Annotated in this window: 10 protein-coding genes and 1 tRNA gene; 2 read left to right on the top strand and 9 right to left on the bottom strand. The window is 58.3% G+C overall.

Annotated elements, in window-relative coordinates; translation table 11 throughout:
* Nucleotides 1–61 precede the first annotated feature (61 nt).
* The 4 genes from PSEUDOMOFG3G_RS04810 to PSEUDOMOFG3G_RS04795 form a co-directional block, all read right to left on the bottom strand.
* Nucleotides 62–1,303 (bottom strand): glutamine synthetase family protein, encoded by a 1,242-nt coding sequence (locus PSEUDOMOFG3G_RS04810; protein ID WP_171061332.1) that lies wholly within the window; start codon nucleotides 1,301–1,303, stop codon nucleotides 62–64.
* Nucleotides 1,304–1,557: 254 nt separating this feature from the next.
* On the bottom strand, nucleotides 1,558–2,250 hold the full coding sequence (locus PSEUDOMOFG3G_RS04805) for a sensor histidine kinase KdpD (protein WP_139049354.1): 693 nt from the start codon (nucleotides 2,248–2,250) through the stop codon (nucleotides 1,558–1,560).
* Nucleotides 2,243–3,850, bottom strand: coding sequence for a tetratricopeptide repeat-containing response regulator (locus PSEUDOMOFG3G_RS04800; RefSeq protein WP_139049353.1), 1,608 nt, complete (start codon nucleotides 3,848–3,850; stop codon nucleotides 2,243–2,245). The genes PSEUDOMOFG3G_RS04805 and PSEUDOMOFG3G_RS04800 overlap by 8 nt, the downstream gene beginning before the upstream one ends.
* A 284-nt stretch (nucleotides 3,851–4,134) precedes the next feature.
* Nucleotides 4,135–4,344, bottom strand: a complete 210-nt coding sequence (locus PSEUDOMOFG3G_RS04795; RefSeq protein ID WP_223194580.1) for a hypothetical protein — start codon at nucleotides 4,342–4,344, stop codon at nucleotides 4,135–4,137.
* Between the two features lie 435 nt (nucleotides 4,345–4,779).
* On the opposite strand from PSEUDOMOFG3G_RS04795, the gene PSEUDOMOFG3G_RS04790 reads away from it, so the two are divergent.
* A complete protein-coding gene (locus PSEUDOMOFG3G_RS04790; protein ID WP_047228769.1) occupies nucleotides 4,780–5,217 on the top strand; it encodes a hypothetical protein in 438 nt (145 codons plus the stop codon).
* A gap of 155 nt (nucleotides 5,218–5,372) precedes the next feature.
* Here the strand turns inward: PSEUDOMOFG3G_RS04790 and PSEUDOMOFG3G_RS04785 are convergent, their stop codons facing one another.
* The 4 genes from PSEUDOMOFG3G_RS04785 to PSEUDOMOFG3G_RS04770 form a co-directional block, all read right to left on the bottom strand.
* Entirely contained in the window at nucleotides 5,373–6,011 is a 639-nt protein-coding gene (locus PSEUDOMOFG3G_RS04785; protein WP_047228770.1) for a hypothetical protein, read from the bottom strand.
* A gap of 8 nt (nucleotides 6,012–6,019) precedes the next feature.
* Entirely contained in the window at nucleotides 6,020–13,786 is a 7,767-nt protein-coding gene (locus tag PSEUDOMOFG3G_RS04780; protein WP_139049352.1) for a DUF637 domain-containing protein, read from the bottom strand.
* A gap of 39 nt (nucleotides 13,787–13,825) precedes the next feature.
* Nucleotides 13,826–15,532, bottom strand: a complete 1,707-nt coding sequence (locus PSEUDOMOFG3G_RS04775) for a ShlB/FhaC/HecB family hemolysin secretion/activation protein (RefSeq protein WP_139049351.1) — start codon at nucleotides 15,530–15,532, stop codon at nucleotides 13,826–13,828.
* A 356-nt stretch (nucleotides 15,533–15,888) separates the two neighbouring features.
* A tRNA-Arg gene (locus PSEUDOMOFG3G_RS04770) sits at nucleotides 15,889–15,965 on the bottom strand.
* Nucleotides 15,966–16,489: 524 nt separating this feature from the next.
* Here PSEUDOMOFG3G_RS04770 and PSEUDOMOFG3G_RS04765 point away from each other — a divergent pair.
* Nucleotides 16,490–16,816 carry an Arc family DNA-binding protein gene (locus PSEUDOMOFG3G_RS04765; protein WP_047228772.1) on the top strand — a complete coding sequence of 109 codons (327 nt, stop codon included), beginning with the start codon at nucleotides 16,490–16,492 and terminating at the stop codon, nucleotides 16,814–16,816.
* Between the two features lie 121 nt (nucleotides 16,817–16,937).
* On the opposite strand, the gene mgtE is transcribed toward PSEUDOMOFG3G_RS04765, so the two are convergent.
* The gene (mgtE, locus tag PSEUDOMOFG3G_RS04760; protein WP_047228773.1) at nucleotides 16,938–18,380 is read right to left on the bottom strand and encodes a magnesium transporter; all 1,443 of its coding nucleotides are present in this window, start codon (nucleotides 18,378–18,380) and stop codon (nucleotides 16,938–16,940) included.
* Nucleotides 18,381–18,554 lie beyond the last annotated feature (174 nt).

The raw sequence follows: 18,554 nt of genomic DNA, 5'->3' as shown, positions 1-18,554 counted from the left end.
CCGAGCGGCTCCTTGAGATGAGTACGGGCTATTTAGAAGATAGCCCGAATGCGACGTTTGGTTATGCCTGGGCCGCTAGAACACGCCGCTCCCAGGGAGTAATTTCATCAAAGAAGCTGGTCAGCTCCATGGTCTTCGAAGCGATGTAGCCTTCGATGAACTCCGTACCGAACAGTTCCTTCGCCAGATGACTACGCTTCAGACGTTCCAGGGCTGCATGCAAGGTACATGGCAGCGAAAGATTGTCCGGCACTTGGAATTCGCCCTGGATCGCGGCGCTCGGCTCCAGGCGATTTTCGATGCCATAAAGCCCCGCAGCCAGACTGGCGGCAATCGCCAGATAGGGGTTGGCATCGGCACCCGGCAAGCGATTCTCGACCCGACGGGCCGCTGGCGAACTGGCGGGAATCCGCAACCCGGCCGAACGATTGTCATGGGACCAACAGGCATTGTTCGGTGACGCAAACGGGTGACACAGGCGCTGGTAGGAATTCACGTTCGGCGCGAACAGCGCAGTGAAATCCGCCATGCCGGCCTGTTGCCCACCGATGAAATGCCGGAACGCCGCCGTCGGCTCGCCCGCTTCATCGCTGAACACATTGCGGCCGCTGTCCAGCTCGACGACGCTCTGATGAATATGCATCGAACTGCCCGGCGTATGGGCCAGGGGCTTGGCCATGCAGACCACGGTCAGGCCGTGTTTGAGGGCAACTTCCTTGAGCAGGTGCTTGAACAGGAACGTTTGGTCGGCCAGCAACAGAGGATCGCCGTGAAGCAGATTGATCTCGAACTGGCTCACGCCCATTTCATGCATGAAGGTATCGCGAGGCAAGCCCAGCGCCGCCATGCATGCATAGACCTCTTTAAAGAACGGTCGCAGGCCATTATTGGAACTGATGCTGAACGCCGAGTGACCGTCTTCACGCCGTCCGTCCATGCCCACGGGCGGCTGGAACGGCTGGGTCGGGTCCGGGTTGGGGGCGAACACGAAAAATTCCAGCTCGGTCGCCACCACGGGCGCCAAGCCGAGGGCGGCATAACGAGCAATAACCTGTTTGAGCTGACCGCGCGTGGAGAGCCGGGAGCTTTCACCAGTCAGCTCATCAGCGTCGCAAATCGCCAAGGCTCGCGGCTGTTCGCTCCAGGGCAAGCGGTGAATGTGTTTCGGGTCGGCCACCAGCGCCAGGTCGCCGTCGTCGCTGCCATAAAAACGCGACGGCGGATAACCGCCCATGATGCATTGCAACAGCACACCCCGCGCCATCTGCAACCGTCGACCCTCGAGGAAGCCCTCGGCAGTCATCACCTTGCCTCGTGGCACGCCATTCAAATCCGGGGTGACACACTCAATCTCATCAATGCCCGTCAGTCGCTGCGCGAGTGAACACTGGCAATCGGTCGTCATGACGCAATCCTTGTTATGTGCGAGCCGCTAACGGCAACCCGTACAAAATAGGCTTCGGGTGTTCGGAATATCAAGCGGCCCAAGACAATAAACAACAAGCCCTGGAACACTGGGTGGGGTTGTGTCGACAGATTTATGAGTGCCGGGCAGGCTCAGGGCAGATAAATCCGGAACACGCCCCCGCCCAACGCGCCGCCATTGGCAATCTCGGTCCGCCCGCTCACGCCGCCACGCTGATGCAACCCGGCAATCCGCGCGGCGAAGTACAAGCCCAGTCCGGTGCTGCCGCTGCTGTGATTGATGCCCTGCACATACTCGGCCTGACGCTCGATCATCTCGGCCGGGTAGCCTTCGCCGTCGTCATTGATGGTCAGCACCAGTTGCCCGGCCTCGTCGCTCGCACTGATCAGCAACGCCTGGCGCGCGTGGCGGATGGCATTGTTGATGCTGTTATCGAGCACCGACGCAATCAGCTCACGATCGAAAAAACCCAGGGGGCTCAGCGGGTCGACTTCGTAGGTGACCATGATCCCGCGACTGCGGAACACATCCTGATGACCGGCCAGTTGCGCCTCGATAAAGTCATCCAGCTCGTGATAGGCCGGATGCAGCGGCAACTGGTTGACCCCCAGCTTGTACAACCCCAGCAACTGCACCAGCAGGCCATTGAGGTGGGCGAACTCGAACTCCATGACGCCCTGCTCCGAGGTCTGCCGCTCGGATTCGGGCAAACGCTCAAGCCACTGGGTATGAGCCTGCATGAGCAAGGTCAGGGAGTTTTTCATGTCGTGCACGGTAGACGCGATCACCGTGGAAAAATCGAGAGCCTGTTCGCTGTCATTCATCGCCAAATGCCTTGCTTCGCAGTTTCTGATAACGCGCAAAACGCGCATCGGTGTCGGGCATCATGCCCACCAGTTTCAGGCAGGCGCGGCACTCCTGCAGCAGCTCCGATTCCACGCTGGTATCGGTGCCATGCAACAGTGACTGCGCCATGTTCAAAGCAATACTGATGTTCTTCGGTTGCATCTTCAGGGCTCGACGGAACAGCTCTCGCGCCTCGGGCAACGCGCCGGTCTTGTAGACGCGCACACCTTCACGGTTCAGCTCAGCGGCGGCATTGCCTTGATTGAGGATATTCGGATCGTCGGTCAGCTTGGCGATGCCTTGCATCACCGTCGGATCATCGCCATAGATCTCCGCGCAGTTCTTGAGCATCGACTCGCCGGCGCTGGTCTGACCGAGCATCTGCAACTGCTTGGCTACCAGCAACGCGGCCTCGGCGCTCATGAACTGCTCCATACCGTCGAGGCGCTGCAAGGCCTGCTCGGTGAGCTTTTCGGCGGTTTCGGCATCGTTGAGCAACAGGCTCGTGGCCTTCATCAACCGCGCACGCACCTGCAACCCAGGATCGTTGAGATTTTCCTTGGCCACGGCGCTGAGGGTGGTGTTGATTTCCAGCCGAGTGCGGGTATCCAGGCCTTTTTCGCTGCCCTTGCTGATCAGTGCATGGGCCAGGCCCAGGTTGCTTTCCGGGTCCTTGAAGCGCGACTGCGCGCCCTGCCCCACCGCTTGGCGATAGGCCTTGGACGCGGTCTCGAAATCTTCGTTGGTCATTGCCAGCTTGCCCAGCAGCGACTGCCGTCGCACCGCCAGTGGCGATAGACGAACCGCCTCTTCCAGCACGTGTTGCGCCTGCTTCGTATCGCCTTCGGCCACCAACACTTCAGCCATGCCGTCATACAACGCCGGCATCATCGGGAATACTTTCAAGGCCTTCTCATAAACATCCTTGGCCTGCCCCACCAGGCCACGCTTGAACAACAACTTCCCCAGCCCCGCATAGGCCCACGGCAAAGGACGGTCAGCCAGGATGGTGTTGTACAGCCGCTCAAGGGCTTCATTCTGATTCAGGTCCCGCAGCGCATCAGCCCGATAACGCAGACACAACGGCCCGTAGCGCGGATCCTGCTTGCACAGGGCGATACAGGCATTGAGCACTTCCATCGGCTTGCCACGATCCAAGGCTTGCAGGATCGGCTTGAGCAGGGTCTTGCGCTGCTCGAGCCGTTCCAGCCGCTGGGCCAGGCCGGAGCGGTTGAACGGTTTGGTCAGGTACGCATCCGGCTCATGCTCCAAGGCACTGAGCACCATCGCCTGGCTGCTTTCAGCCGTCACCATGAGAAACACACTTTCATGGCTGATCAGCTTCTCGACCATCAGGTCTTCCAGCACCTGCTGACCGTTCTTGCGACCGTCGCCCAGGTGATAATCCTGCAAAATAAAGTCATAGCGCTTCTGCGAGCACATGCGCAGCGCCACTTCACCGGTGTCAGCGGTGTCCACGTCCTTGACGCCCAGCTCACGCAACATGGACCGGACGGAACTGCGGAAATCCGAGAAATCATCGACGATCAGAAAACTTTTTTGGTGGTACGCCAGCATCGAGGATGTCCAGGCAAGTAAAAAGATGCACCCAATGGCAAAACAACAAGACGCCGTGTCACCGCCCGGTGTGGCGCGCATTGCTAGCCGTTTTCGCGCGCCGAAACGCGATAGAAAACAGGGCTCGTCAGGGTATCGGCAGGAAATGGCGTTCCGTTAAGAGATTGTGTGAGGTGGTTCCGGGACCCATCGGCTACCTGCCGGGCATGGAACAGGTGGACCGGGGACATGGTTAACCTCTGCCTGGCCGTGACCTTGAACAGCTTGGTTGGGCGGTTCAGCCCTTAACAAAAGGCCAGCTCTTGGGTTAGGGACTGTAGGCTCTCAGCATCAATGCCCTCCACGACAGTGAATAGCTGGTCGGGGGATGGCTTCTTGTCAGGCTGGGCGGGCTTGGGGTTCAGATAGGAATCGATGACACGCTCGGCGTTGGCGTCGGCTGCGATGTCCAGATGCAGCGGGGGAACGGGAGGGTCTGGTATGAGTTTGTCCATGGAATACCCCTAACGTAAGTGGGAGCCGCCACGTCCGCTGCTAAACGAGTGGGTGGCAGCCGTGCGCAGGTTAGCAGACCGGTACGTTAGGAAACCGGCGCACCCGAGGATGCCCTGCGCATAGCTGCCATAAGAATTCGGGCAACAAAAATGCCCGCATTGAAGGCAGTTGCCATGCGCCTAACGTGATTCCGAGCTGCTAAACCCGACCGCTAATTGGCAGCGGTGGACAAAGACTAGGCACCGGAATCAGCAGGCGCAAGGGACTGGAATTTTCTAGGAAATGTCCTACAAGTCAATGGGGAATATTCTTTCCGTCGGTTCCTACGGCGAGCTGGTTTAGTCGTTCCAGGCCGAAAAAATTGCGTATAGTCCCGCCCGCCGCCTTGCCGCAATCCGCTTTGGTAAACCGCCGTTTCTAGAAGGAGCTTGAATTTGTACAAGGGATTTACAGGAGTCGTTTTTCTGTTACTGGGCGGCTGCTCGCTGCATCCATATTCCAAGGATGAGCTGTTGAACACCGGCACAACCAGCCCCGAGTATTGCCTGACGCAAGAGCGGGCGGTGGTGGAAGAACGCGTGCAAGGCTACCTGAACCACTGCTTCCACCCCCAAGTAACCGAGCTCAACACCGGCGCAAGACTCGTCAACACCATTCAATTGAAAGTCGACCGGAACGCCGAAAGAAGTGACATGGTGCTGTGGGCGCCAACAATTTACGGAAGCCAGTTCTATATGAACCTGATCGTCTCGGAAAAGAACCCCGCCTGCAAAACCACCATGACCGCCGTGGCTTCAGGCTGGGGATTCGCGCGAAACTTTCCGAAGATCCTGGAAAGCGCAAACGGGGAAGACCCGTGGTGCCCGCTATAACCTCCACCAATTGATTAATCAACTGGCTCTCGTGGCAAGGGAGCTTGCTCCCGCAGGGCTGCGCAAGCAGTCCTCGCGCCGCTATAGGTATGTCACGCCCCCCTTCGCTTATCAAACAAGCTGCCCCCTCTACTGCCATCAACGCCTCGCTTAAATCAGCTACGTTGCCGCGGCATAAAATCTTCGATGCTCTTGTTTCTCAGTTGCAGCAGAGACATAACGAATTCTGGCTCGACCCCCATCAGAAACTCCATAGCGTCGTAGATTTTCCATTGATGTATTTCGGGGCGATCTATTATCGAGCTGAGGTGCTGTTTAACAAACGGGATGTACTCCGGATACCGCTCACGCTTTAAGAAGGCGAAAGCGTCAGATATTTCAAAGGGTTCCGTTCCTGCCAACTCGATGATAGTAGACAGTGGTAAAAAAACTTGAGCCCTAGCGACTTCCCTTTGTCCCCTGTCGACCATATTTGCGAAGTACATGGTTACAGCCATGAGGATCTGGCGATAAGTATCATCGTATCCATGCAACCTGTGGGGGTAGGTATTTTTGATAAGTTCCGGCTTTTCCATGCTTTCGCTTAATGCAACCAACCCCTCGAAAATCCCCCAGCTAGTCAACAATTTTGCAGCTTCGAAGCGCACAACATCATCATCTGAATTGCGAAGCAAATCCAACACTGCAGTCATTCTTTCCTGCGGTATATCTTCGGCATCCAGCTCACCTGCCTCGGCGGCATAATCAGCATGATCCGGTATGCCGTGGAGTAGGTCGTAGGTTTTCCGATCCACAATGAACCCTATTTCTGAATGAATTTAATATAGCCGGCCGGTACACAACCCTTGATCAAGCACTCACCATCACGCATCACGTTCACCAGGTCTGACTCCGCCCTGCTCAATGAAGTCTCATTTTTTGGGCTGGGGTTGCTTGTGTATTTATTCCGCGCGGCATTTACCCTAGCCTGAAGCTCAGCAACGACCTCACGATTGCTCAAAAACTTTGTGTCTGGTAATACACCAGAATCTATATCCTGCTGCAATCGCTTGACGTCGATTTCTATTTTTTGAGAGCCGTAATCTTTAGGATTGGATGACACTCTCGGGTCGGTCACAGAAATGTACGGAGAATTTTCAGAACCGCCTCCGCGCACATGTGTCTGAATGCTGCCTGTCCCCTCAAGATTAGGGGGTACCAAATCGCCATTCTCTTTAATGTAGGCCTTTGGCTTTCCATTTCCCCCCACAGATAAAGAAAAATCATTGTCGCTGCGCACTACTACAGGGTCGGCTGGAACTTTAGGCACACTGGAACTGCCAGAGTCTTTAGCACCTTGACTCGCACTACCCCGTCCAGATGCCCCAATCCTCGGCACCCCAAGACTCGCCGCATTCATAGCGCCGACCACAATGTTGCCGATGCCATTCCACGTATCACCATCGTAGACCTGGCCCGCACCGTGTCCTGCTTGGAGTGCACCATTCGCCGCAGCTGCGACCCGAATCGTAGTGCCGAGATTTCCGGTCAGGAAATACAGAGCAGGTGACCCCACGTCACTCATCGCCTGCATTTCACGATTGATGCGCAGGTAACCCTCAGCATCGCGGTACAGCATTTCGCTAGCGCTCTGGTCCCTGGACCAAAAGATGTTGGCCACCGACACGCCGTCCCGAGCTCTCAGGTCGTCGGCGTAGGCAATTCGCTCCTGGGTAGTACCGCCCGCATACGGGTAGTCTCGGTATGGATCCGGTCCGTTTTTAAGCAGATTATTGATGCTCGTGCGAGCAGCCTCCACCCCGTGTTCCTGGCTTTGCTCGTAGCCGTAGACCTGAAGATAAGCGCCCAGCTCTGTTTTCTCTGCCGGAGAAAGCGACGCGGGATCGGTGTGAAAACGCTCCAACAACGCATCGCTACGCTGGTCCGAGCCTTGGAGCACCATCATCTTTTTGGCGGCGTCCAGGCTCTTGGTTTCTTCATACTCCTTGAGAGCTCTGTCTCGCTCCGCTTGGGAGTGGTCTCCGAGGAAGTTGTAACGCGTGCCGTTTTCCGCCACTTGCGCGGCAACGTCCAGATCTCCATTGGATGCCGCAGCGCCTAGTACGCCGACAACTTTTGAAAGTGCGACCAGATTCTCTTGGGCCCGAGTGTATTCAGGTGTACCGGGCTCCAGATGCGAGGGCAGGAGCGTATCCCCCAGCAAACCGATAAGAACCTCGTTTGCCCCGCCCGCTATTGCTCCTGTACGGAAGTCTCCTCCCATGACTTCCGCCATCAATCCGCCCAAGGCCGAATGAAGCAGAATCGCTTCCAAGCTGCCTTCGGCCAGACCGAAGTCGCCGATTTTTCCGGCGCCATACGCTCCACCAATGCTGGCCGCCGTTCCAGCCAACGAAGTTGCTAAGTTGTCTTGGTAACTGCCTCCGTACACCGCTGTTTTAATCGCAGCATCCGCAGCCACTTTCATAGCGACTGTCTTTACGCTCTCGGCATTGAAGCCAACCGTGCTGGCGTCATAGCCAAGCCCTTGGGCAACCCCTGCCGTAGCTATCGAGACGGCATACCCTTTCAGGCTCTCCTTGGAAGTAACGTCCTTGGCAATCGCGCCGAGGTTTCCTCGGTTGTCGATGGTACTGACCGTCGCCTTGGTCGCGACGCTGATTGCTCCGGCCTGAACCATGGTATTCATGCCAGCCATCATCGGCCCCATAACGGCCGCGAGGGCAATGGCGATGATCAGTTGTGAAGCCGGCCCCAAGCCCGACGTGTTGTATTTGAAGGACTCATGGATCTCCTTTACTTGCCGCCAGTCCACGTCACCGCGCTGCTCGGCTTCCTTGATCCAGGCCAGTTGCGGATCGGCTTTTATCATCGCATCAATGGTCTGGCTGACCGTTTTCTGATCGACATGCTTGATGTCGATCTTCAGACCTTCGACTGCCTTGATGGTGATATTGCCCGCCGCCGCCATCTGCGTCTGGCGCAGGGTTTCGTCAGTATTACCCTTGCCCTTAGCGGAGTTCCAGAACGCATTGTTATTGGTCTTCGTATGGCTTTCGTCGTGCAGATCCTTCACGCCTTCGAAGACGATGGCGCCGCCACTTTCCAGTATCAGGTCCTTCCCGCTTTGCAGCTTGGCGACTTGGTAGCGCTGGTCATCGCCACTCTTGAGCGTCAGGTCGCCTCCCGTCTGGATCTGGCTGCCGATATGGGTGATTTGTGTCACCTCATCGCGCCGCATCTTCAAGCTGCCCCAACCGCCTTTTTTCTTCATGTCATACAGCGAGTAATCACGATTCTGCTCAGCCAACAGACTCAGCTGCTTCCCCGCCACCAAATAGGCCGCGTTACCCGCCGCAATCTTGCTCGCGACCATCAACAGATCATTGTGCGCAGCAACCCTTACATCCCCCCCAGCATCGAGGGTGGTCGCCTGCTGCGAGACATGGTCCTCTTCCTTGTTGATCTTCTTGCCGCTGCGCTTGTAGCGGTATTCGCTGGACTCCTCGTTCGCCGCCGAGATCAGGGCGACATCGTTGCCGCTCAGGTTGATATCGCCTTTGGCTTGGAGATGGCTGGCGACAACAGTGAGGTTGTTGCCGGCGGTGACGTTCAGGTTGCCACCCGCCTTGACCTCACTGGCGTGCTGAACGGTCTGGCTTTGCTCCCAGAAGTGGCGTTTGTCCTGGCGCATCGAGCCGCTTTCTTCGCGAGCCGCGGAGATGACAACGTCGTTGCCCGCGCTCAAGTCCGCGTTGTTGCCCGCGGTAATCGCGCCGCCCACGTTGAGCAAATCGCCCGCTGCACGCATGGTGAGATTGTTACCGGCCTCGATACGCGCAGCATTGTCGACAACGGAGGTCTTCGAACTGAAGCCCTTGCCGCTGTTTTCGATGGTGCTAATGGTCCGGTCGTTGCGGATGTCGCCGGTCAAGGTCGACAGCTCGACGTCCTTGCCCTTGAGGATGCCGCCTTGCATGTTGACCAGGTCTTTGCCCGCGACCAACTTGAGCCGCTCACCAGCCTCGGCCAGGCGCGTGTTGACCAGATTGTTCCCGGCCGCCGCCGAGAGGTTCTCGCTGGCACGCAGCGTCCCGGCGTTCTTCAGGTCGGTGCCTGCAATCAGGGTGAGGTTCTTGCCTTGGATCAACGCGCCATCGGCCATCAGCCGGTTGTTGGCCTGGGCCAGGTAAAGCACCGGCACCAGGACATGTTGACCATTGACGACCTGGTCTTCCATCCAGACGATGTCGTGGGTCAGCGCGGCGACTTGTTGCGAAGTCAGGGTCACGCCAACGGCCAGGTTCAGTTGTTCCTTGCTGGCGATGGCGTTGTTCATCAGGTACTTGAACATGCCTTCGTCGGAGGTCTGGCCATCGAGAAAGCGTTGGCTGGTGCGGGCGATCACGGCTTGCTGGATCAGGCGTTGCTCGTACAAGCCATCGCCCAGGCGCTTCCAACTGGTGTCGGGGTCATAACCCAGGTTGCCCAACAGGTAGTCCGAGCTCATGAACTGCTTGAGGTCGGTCAGCGCGGGGTTGGTTTCAATCAGGTATTTCGGGCCGATGATGACCCGGCTGGCGGCCGAACCCTGGACAGTGGCCTGGCTTTGGTCATGACTGTTTTGCGCTGCGGCCGCGCTGTCGACGACACGAAACAAGCCATTCTCGCCAGTCGGCAAGGTGAACCCGGGCATGGTGGTCGGGTTGACTTGTTGTTGGGCCAGATCAGGCGGTAGCTGCGGGTTGAGCACCACGACTGCTGGCTGTGCGGCGTCGGCCACATCGGTGGCCGCTGACTTGGTCGCTCCGGCCAGCGGCGCCTGGAACTGCACGATGCTGCTGTTCTCCAGCCGCTGCGTAGCCTGGATGCTGATGTCGCCGCCCGATTGAACAACCGCGGGCGCCAGCGATTCCCCTGGCGTCACTGTGGTGATGTCGCCTACCTGACGGAAGGAGTTGAGCGCATCTACCGGCACCTGTTTCGGATTAGCCTGGGCGTTGTAGGGGACAATGTATCTGTCGCGGAAACGCTCGTCGGTTCCATCCGTGACCCTGCCGGTGTTCCAGGTCCGCGTCCTGACGCTGGTCCCGGCGGCGGCGCCACCGTTGGCGAAGTTGTCTGCGGTGATCAGCAGGTTGCCAGCCGAGGCCATCACGCTGTATTGGTTGGTCACCGCAGAGCCATCAACGGTCAGTTTCGCCCCACTCATCAGGGTGGCACTGGCCGAGTCTTCAAGCACTGCGCTTTGGTAGGTCTCCCGGGCTATATAGTCGACGTTGTGGTGGTCACCACCGCAGTCATAACATTTGACACTGATGGAGCCCGACACCAGCTCATCGGTGGTGGAGAAAACGTCCTTGCGATTGATCAAGGTGTCGCTGCGCAGCGACATGTCCTTGGCCGATTCAAGGGTGCCGGAGATGTTCTCCAGCAACGTGCTGCGAGCGACGCCATCTCGTGCCGCGACATTCAACGCCCCCAGGCTGTAGACGTCCGCACGATAGTTGGTGAAGCGGTTGAAACGCAGGGCCATGTCCGCGCCACTGAAGATCAGACCGCGATCGTTGAGCGCCTCGTTGGCAACCAGTTCGACGGTGTCGGCGCCGCCCAGCGTGCCTGTATTGACCAGGCTCGTGGCGGCCAGGGAGAACTTGCCGCCGCCGGTGATCCGTCCGGCATTGTTCAATGCACCGAGACTGGTGACGGTGGTGGTGCCACCGCCAGCCAGGCGCGCGCCGCTGGAGAGATCGATACTGGCGGCGCTCAGATCGAATTGATCGACACTGCTGAGGCGGCTGTTTTCGGTACCGACATAAGCGCCGGTCAGCTTCAGATCCAAATCAACGTCGCTGCTGATGGTGCCCGCGTTATTCCAGGTGCCGCCCGTGGCCAGCAGGCTTTGCACGGCGATCAACTTGCCGGTGCTGGTCTGATTGAGCTGGCCCACCTTCAGGTTCAGGACATTGGCCTGGATATCCGAGCTGTTGTCCCAACGTGCCGCGTCGACGGTCAGGGTGCCTGAGGTCATCAGGCTGCCGCCGATGTTGCTGAACCTGGCCAGGTCCACACCTAACGTGCCGGTGCCCACATGACGAATATTGCCGTCAGCATTCTTGAAGCCTGCCATCTGCAAGGACAGGTCCTGGGTAGCCGCTTCAATGACGCCGCCCTGGTTGTCCAGCAGTTGATCAACCGTTAGCGTCGCGGTCCCCAGCTTGCCCACTGAGCGCAACTTACCGCCCTGGTTATCAATCGATACGGCCGTGATCAGCAGGCCGTTGGAACCTTCGACCAGACCGAGCTGGTTGTTCAGCGCCCCGGTCAACCCGAAATCAACGGTGTTTGCCGCAGCGCGTCCGTCGCTGTTGTCCAGATCCTGGGCACGCACCGTCAGGGCCTGTTTGGCGAGCACTGCACCGTTGCGGTTCTCGAACGTAGCGGTAGTGAGCTCGGCGCTCCCGGACAAGGCCGAGATTTGCCCACCATTGTTGAGCACCGCTTGTTTCGCATCGAGATTGACGGACTGCGCCTGGATCAACCCGGCCTCGCCAGCGGAGGTGAGCGACTCGCCGTTATCCAACACCTTGTTCAACTCAGCTTTCAGCCAACCGCCAACACTGGCAAGAACACCGCCACGGTTATCGAGACTGTTCGCCTCGACATCCACGTTCCCGGCCTGGGTAATGGCGCTGCCATCCCGGTTGACGAAATCCCCGGTGATATCGACCTTCAGGTCACCCTGGCTGAGCAGGCTACCTTTGGTGTTATCGAGACCACCGCCGTTGATCGTCAGCCCCTGTTCGGTGCTGATGATCGCCTCATTGTTATTGAACAGTTGCTGGTGAGCGGTCAGGCTCATGGCCTTGACCGAGGCGATATAGCCATCGTCGCTGTTGTTGATGCGGTCTGCGGTCAGGGTCAGTTTCCCCTGGCTGACCACCTTGCCGTCCTGCTGGTTGAAGCTTTTCAGCGTGGCAACGAGATCACCCTGGCTGGTGATTTGTCCTGCGCTATTTTCAGCGCTACCACCCCCAAGGGTCAGTGCGGCGTCGGACGCAATTTTGCCGCCGCTGTTATCCAGCGTTTGCGCTTCGAGCTTCAGGAAGTTGTGGCTGCTGATAACGCCTGCGCTGTTCTTTAGCGTCCCGGCGATCAGAGTCTGCTCGCCGTCGCTGGCGATGATCCCTTTATCGCGGTTATCCAAGGCTCCAGTGGCCACTGCTTGAATGTTGCCTTGGCTGACCAGCGTGCCGGCGCGGTTGTCGATGTCCTTGCTGTCGAGCGTCAGGCTCTTGCCGGCGGAAAAAGTGCCGCCGCGATTGTCGAGGGTCTGCGTGGTCGTGGCTTTCAAGTCGCGACTGGCGATCACGTTCTGCCCGCGATTGTCGATGTTCGCCGCGGTCAGCACGACATCGCCAATCTGGTTGCGGGTGTTATCGACGTTGACGCCTGCTTCGATGATGCCAAGGTTGTTGAGCTGGCCGTCGGTGGTCAGCGTGACCTTCTCGCGCGCCGCGATAGCGCGCTGGTTGCTGAGAGCGCCGTTGGTTGTCACCTGAACATGGCTGCCGGCATACATCGTCCCTTGGGCGTCCAGGCTTTGAGCCTTGATCTCGACGGCGCCTGCCGCCGTGGTTTGCGCCAAGCTCAAATGACCATTGGCATCAAGCTGGATATCACCGCCACTGGCGACCATCTTGCCGTCGAGCTTGACCCCGACCCCGGCCTCGGTGCCCACCAGTTTGATGGTGCCAGCGTACATGCCACCCAAGGCCGAGGAGTCGATGGCCAGTTGCGGTTTGGCGCTGCCGTCGTCGGCACGGACGGTGGCATTGAGGGTATCGGCGTTGACGTCGTTACGACCGGCAATAATTGTCAGATTCTTTGCCTGGATCTCGGCATTGATCTTCGCGCTGCGGGTGATGATTTCGAAACGGTCGACGTTGTTGGCGTTGAGGCCTGCGCCTTCGATCGCAACGCTGCCCTGGTCGACCTGATAGCGACTCAACTGACCGTTTTCGATAATCGGTTTGCCGGTGGTCAGGGTCGCCTTCGGGGTATTGATAAACCCGCAACCATTACAGGTGATGCCATAAGGGTTGGCGACAATGACATGGGCCGACTGCCCCGCCACTTCGGTGTAGCCACGCAGCTGGCTCGGGTTGCCGCCGTTGACTTCGTTGAGGATGACTTTGGCGGCCGTGCCCTTGAGGTTCGGGTTGCCGAGGATGATCCCGCCCAGTTGCGTGGACTGGGCGGCGTTGGTGGCGTTGTTGAGGATCACGCCGTTGCTGCCGACGTTGTAGTCCTTGAACTGGTTGTGAGACAGGCCACTGCCGTTGGGCTTGGCGATGTTGACCACCGGCACGCCATTGCCGGCCTGGCCGAGGCTGGTGCCCGGGGCGCTGACCACGATGCCGCCCGCCTGGGCCCACATCGGCTGCCAGAACATGACGTTGGCCAACAGGAACGCCAGGCCGCGCTTGGGCATGCCCCAGAAGTGCTCGCGGGTTTGCACGGCAGCAGAAGGCTGGCGGGCCAGGAAGGCGTATTGACGGTCGTCCATGATCAAGTCTCGTTGCAGCAGTTTTTAAAAAGGCTGTATTTAGAAAAAGGAATCCACGCGGAAATAGATCGGCGCTTCGCGCTCGGCCAGGGCATCCGGACGTTCCAAGGAGTGGGCAAAGGTCACGCTGGCCGTCAGGTGCTCACCGCGGGCGAACAACTCCACCGAATTGCTCGACATGCGCCCGTGCTGGTCGCCGTTGTAGCGATTACCGCGAATCACGCCCTGGTCGTAACCGAGGCTAGTGCCGTATTCGGCGAACACCGGGCGCAGCCACTCCAGCGTCACCGGGCGGCTCCAGCGCAGGTCGTTGCGCCAGTAACCACCACTGTCGCCGGACAGCGTCTGGTCCTTGTAGCCTCGGACCGACGCCAGTCCGCCCAGGCTCATGCGCTGCGAGGCGAATAGCGCATCCTCGCTGCGCTGGCCGGTCATCAGGCTGCTGAAACTGAAGGATTCGCCGCCCAGCATGAAGGGCTGCAAATAGCTGAGGGTGGCGGTGTATTTGCGGTAGCGGGCGTCGGCCTGCCCGGGGCCCGGATCGTCGTCGCCCTGGGCATCGAAAGCGCCGATGCCTTGCTGTACACCCAGGTCCAGGTTGACGAATGCATTGCCGACCCGTCGTCCATGGTTGATGCCGAACTGCGCCTCGCTGATGCGATTGCTGCTGTTACCGAGCTTGCTGTCGTTGACGAAGTTGTTAGTGCGCAGGTACGCCAAGCCGGTGTTGAGCGAAGTTTTGCTCACCGCGTCGCGATGGACCACCCGCTCCAGGCGCACCTGATGGCTCTGACTGTCACCGCTCTGCTTGAATTTGAAGCCATTGGCCTGGCCCAGGGCGCGGTACTCGCTCTGACTGTAGCTGTAGCTCAGGTTCCACCAGCCAAATGGCAGGTTGTAATAGAGCATGGCATTGCGCGAGGTTTTCTGATGATCGCTGACGGCATCGTGGCCGCCGCGCAAGGCCAGTTGATCGGCCAGGCCCAAGGGGCTGTCCCAGTCGAAGGAGGTGCCCCATTGCTGTTCACCGGTGCTCTTCTGGCCATCGTTATGCCGCGCCAGACCAATGCGCCAAGGCTTTTGCGGGGTGTTTTTGACCAGCACATTACTGCCACCGAGATCTTGCCCCGGCGCCAGCTCCATCTGCACGCGATTGGACGGCAAACGGTTCAGTTGATCGACCATCTGTTCGATGTCCCGCAGATTGAGCAAATCGCCCGCCTTGCCGGGAAAGCTCATGGCCAGTTCCCGCTCGGACAGGCCACTGCCCTCGGCACCCTTCAGCCCTTCCAGCCGGCCCTCAACGACCAGCACTTGCAAGTGACCGCTGGACAGGTCCTGTTGCGGCAAATAGGCACGACTGGTGACCAGGCCTTTTTCCAGGTAGTAATCGGTGATGACCTTGAGCAGCTCGTTAAGCTGTGGCACGCCCAGGCATTGGTTGATATAGGGCTTGAGCAGTTGTTCGCGCTCACTGGCCGAAAGACTGTCGGCGCCCTTGATTTCGATGGTCTTGATGGGGAAGCAACGGGTGTCCACAGGCGCAGTTGGCTGAGTCGGCTTCGCCGCCTTGCCAGGCAATTCCTTGAGTTCTTCCAGGCGTCGACGCTGCTCTTCGAGCAAGCGATCCTGGCGTTCGCGGATCAGGTCCGTGTCGCCGGGTGTTGGCGCAGCGTAGGCAAGTGTTAGCGGAGAAAGGCACAGCAAAGCCAGGCACGACCTCGCCCAATGGGCGGGTGAGAACATGTTCGATCCCTCGATACGGAAATGGCAGCAAACTGGCGAGCAGACAAAGCACCGGATATCGGTCTTCTCATTTCGGGGAACGCCGGAAAGTCCAGGCTGACTCCGAAAATACTCACGCTACTAATGCGCAAAACTACGCGCACACCAGACCCGGCATATCGCCTTCGGTTCAAAGGAGGGGAAACTTTCTGCTCAAAAAAGAGACGTGTCTCACAGGACGCATTAGAAACCACCGACATAAAGCGTCTTGTCGGACCTGTACGGGGTGGATTTTTTCGCGATGAGGGAACCGACGCCCGTACCGACCAAGGGGATTTGGCGCAAGAGAGGCAAACCAGTGGGGGGCTGGAGAATGATGGTGTCCCAGGGCAGGTTCGAACTGCCAACCTTCCCCTTAGGAGGGGGATGCTCTATCCAATTGAGCTACTGAGACACAAGTCGACCACGAGAAACGCGGTGCGTTGGACGGCGTGCATGTTAACGGTCAGCCTGGCGTTTGTCATGTCGTCCATGGCTTTTTAAGTGTAGGCAAATGTACCGTTCGCCAAGTCTCCCATCGAAGAGCCTGGACCGGACCGCCGCTCATCTGGCCCACCCTGCTCATTCTAGTAAATCGGCAAATCGCCACTATCCTATACAATACAAGGACAGCATCGCGCCGCCGCCTGCGTCATGGTTATCCGCCAGACGGTATGGCACATCGACACGATGCAGTGGTCACAAGATGCGGACCTGGAAATTTTTCCAACCAGTCCGCATTTTTGACGAAGGGTACTGGCATAACGCCTTTACGCGGATCAATATTTGTCACAGAATTGGCGCCAATGATCTGGCAATTTTGAGGCATGATGCGGGCCTCTTAACAATTCAGGTTGAACATTTGGCTAAGGGGCTTGTCCTATCGACATCCTGCGGCCAATCCCGAGAACCGCTCCCCTGAACTAACCGGTTAAATATATGCGCCCAATGAAACAGGCAATTTATTCCAGCCGTACGGCTGACAAGTTCGTCGTACGTCTGCCAGACGGAATGCGGGAACGCATTGCCGAGGTGGCTCGCAATCATCACCGCAGTATGAACTCCGAAATCATCGCGCGCCTTGAGCAAAGCCTTATTCAGGAAGGTGCGTTGGGTGAAGAGCTCAGCATGCGACTGGACAGCCCAGAGCTGTCACTGCATGAACGCGAGCTGCTTCAACGATTCCGACAACTCTCTCATCGCCAGCAAAACGCTCTCGTTTCGCTGATTGCTCATGACGTAGAAATGACCGCAGACGCGTCCTGATAGCATCCAAGATATTGAAGCCAGCCTTGTGCTGGCTTTTTTTTGCCTGGCATTTGGTGACTGAGATTTCCGGCGCCCACGAAAAAGCCCGCCAAATTGGCGGGCTTTCTTGAGGCGCGAATCAGAGCAGGAAAATCGTCGCCAATCCCAGGAAAATGAAGAACCCGCCGCTGTCGGTCATGGCGGTAATCATCACGCTGGCCCCCATGGCGGGGTCACGCCCCATTCGAGCCAGGGTCATGGGAATCAATACCCCCATCAAGGCCGCCAACAACAAGTTGAGCGTCATGGCGGCGGTCATCACCACTCCCAGCGACCAACTGCCGTATAGCAGGTACGCCACCACGCCGATCACCCCCCCCCAAACCAGACCGTTGATCAAGCCCACGGCCAGTTCCTTGCGCATCAATCGCGATGTATTGCCGGTACTGACCTGGTCCAGCGCCATGGCGCGGACGATCATGGTAATGGTCTGGTTGCCGGAGTTGCCGCCAATCCCTGCAACGATAGGCATCAGCGCCGCAAGGGCCACCAGTTTTTCGATGGAGCCTTCGAACAAGCCGATCACACGGGACGCGATGAAAGCCGTGATCAAATTGACCGCCAGCCAGGCCCAACGGTTACGCAGGGACTTCCAGACCGAGGCGAAGATGTCTTCCTCTTCGCGCAGACCGGCCATGTTGAGGACTTCGCTTTCGCTCTCCTCACGAATCAGGTCGACCATTTCGTCGATGGTCAGACGGCCGATCAACTTGCCGTTCTTGTCGACAACGGGCGCAGAAATCAAATCGTAACGTTCGAACGCCTGGGCCGCATCGTAGGCATCTTCGTCCGGATGAAAACTCACCGGATCACTGGCCATGACCTCGGCTACCTGCTTTTCCGGATCATTGACGAGCAATCGCTTGATAGGCAGCACGCCCTTAAGCACACCGTCGTAGTCCACCACAAAGAGCTTGTCGGTATGCCCCGGCAACTCCTTGAGACGGCGCAGATAACGCAATACCACTTCAAGACTGACATCCTCACGGATGGTCACCATCTCGAAGTCCATGAGCGCACCGACCTGCTCCTCGTCATAGGACAACGCCGAACGCACGCGCTCGCGCTGTTGGCCATCGAGGGTTTCCATCAGTTCGTGGATAACGTCCCGTGGCAGTTCGGGCGCAAGGTCGGCGAGTTCGTCGGCGTCCATTTCCTTGGCCGCCGCCAGCAGTTCGTGATCATCCATGTCAGCGATCAGGGTTTCACGAACCGAGTCGGACACTTCAAGCAGGATGTCACCGTCACGATCCGCCTGGACCAACTGCCAGACCGTCAGACGCTCTTCCAGCGGCAAGGCTTCAAGGATGTAGGCGACGTCGGCGGAGTGCAGGTCATCGAGCTTGCGTTGCAGCTCGACGAGATTCTGCCGGTGGACCAGGTTCTCGACCAGGTCGTGATGCGGGCCTTCCTGGCGATGCGTCAGGTCTTCGACCACCCGCTGGCGATGCAGCAGCTCAACGACTTGAGCAAGGCGATCCTGAAGGCTTTCCTGCGTTTTCTTTACTTCTATTTCGGTCATAGGCGAACTCCACTCCCAGCAGTGGAGCACGCCGGAAGGATCAATCAGTCAGTTCATGATTGGTAAAACGAGATATTGAGTAACTACTGGGTAAGTCCATGGGATATTCCACAAGCCCCGGCGGGGCTGACGGGCGCAATCATACACCGCTTGACGCTTTAAAACGTTAAAAAA

The sequence above is a fragment of the Pseudomonas sp. FG-3G genome (assembly GCF_901007645.1).
Taxonomy (GTDB): domain Bacteria; phylum Pseudomonadota; class Gammaproteobacteria; order Pseudomonadales; family Pseudomonadaceae; genus Aquipseudomonas; species Aquipseudomonas rhizophila.
The sequence above is the reverse complement of the archived record's forward strand: the minus strand, read 5'-3'. Positions and strand labels throughout refer to the sequence as shown.

Excerpts from the sequence above, each read along its gene's own strand:
- PSEUDOMOFG3G_RS04805 (WP_139049354.1), bottom strand. The coding sequence starts at position 2,250 with ATGAATGACAGCGAACAGGCTCTCGATTTTTCCACGGTGATCGCGTCT.
- PSEUDOMOFG3G_RS04775 (WP_139049351.1), bottom strand. The coding sequence starts at position 15,532 with ATGTTCTCACCCGCCCATTGGGCGAGGTCGTGCCTGGCTTTGCTGTGC.
- PSEUDOMOFG3G_RS04810 (WP_171061332.1), bottom strand. The coding sequence starts at position 1,303 with ATGACTGCCGAGGGCTTCCTCGAGGGTCGACGGTTGCAGATGGCGCGG.
- mgtE (WP_047228773.1), bottom strand. The coding sequence starts at position 18,380 with ATGACCGAAATAGAAGTAAAGAAAACGCAGGAAAGCCTTCAGGATCGC.
- PSEUDOMOFG3G_RS04780 (WP_139049352.1), bottom strand. The coding sequence starts at position 13,786 with ATGGACGACCGTCAATACGCCTTCCTGGCCCGCCAGCCTTCTGCTGCC.
- PSEUDOMOFG3G_RS04800 (WP_139049353.1), bottom strand. The coding sequence starts at position 3,850 with ATGCTGGCGTACCACCAAAAAAGTTTTCTGATCGTCGATGATTTCTCG.
- PSEUDOMOFG3G_RS04795 (WP_223194580.1), bottom strand. The coding sequence starts at position 4,344 with ATGGACAAACTCATACCAGACCCTCCCGTTCCCCCGCTGCATCTGGAC.
- PSEUDOMOFG3G_RS04765 (WP_047228772.1), top strand. The coding sequence starts at position 16,490 with ATGCGCCCAATGAAACAGGCAATTTATTCCAGCCGTACGGCTGACAAG.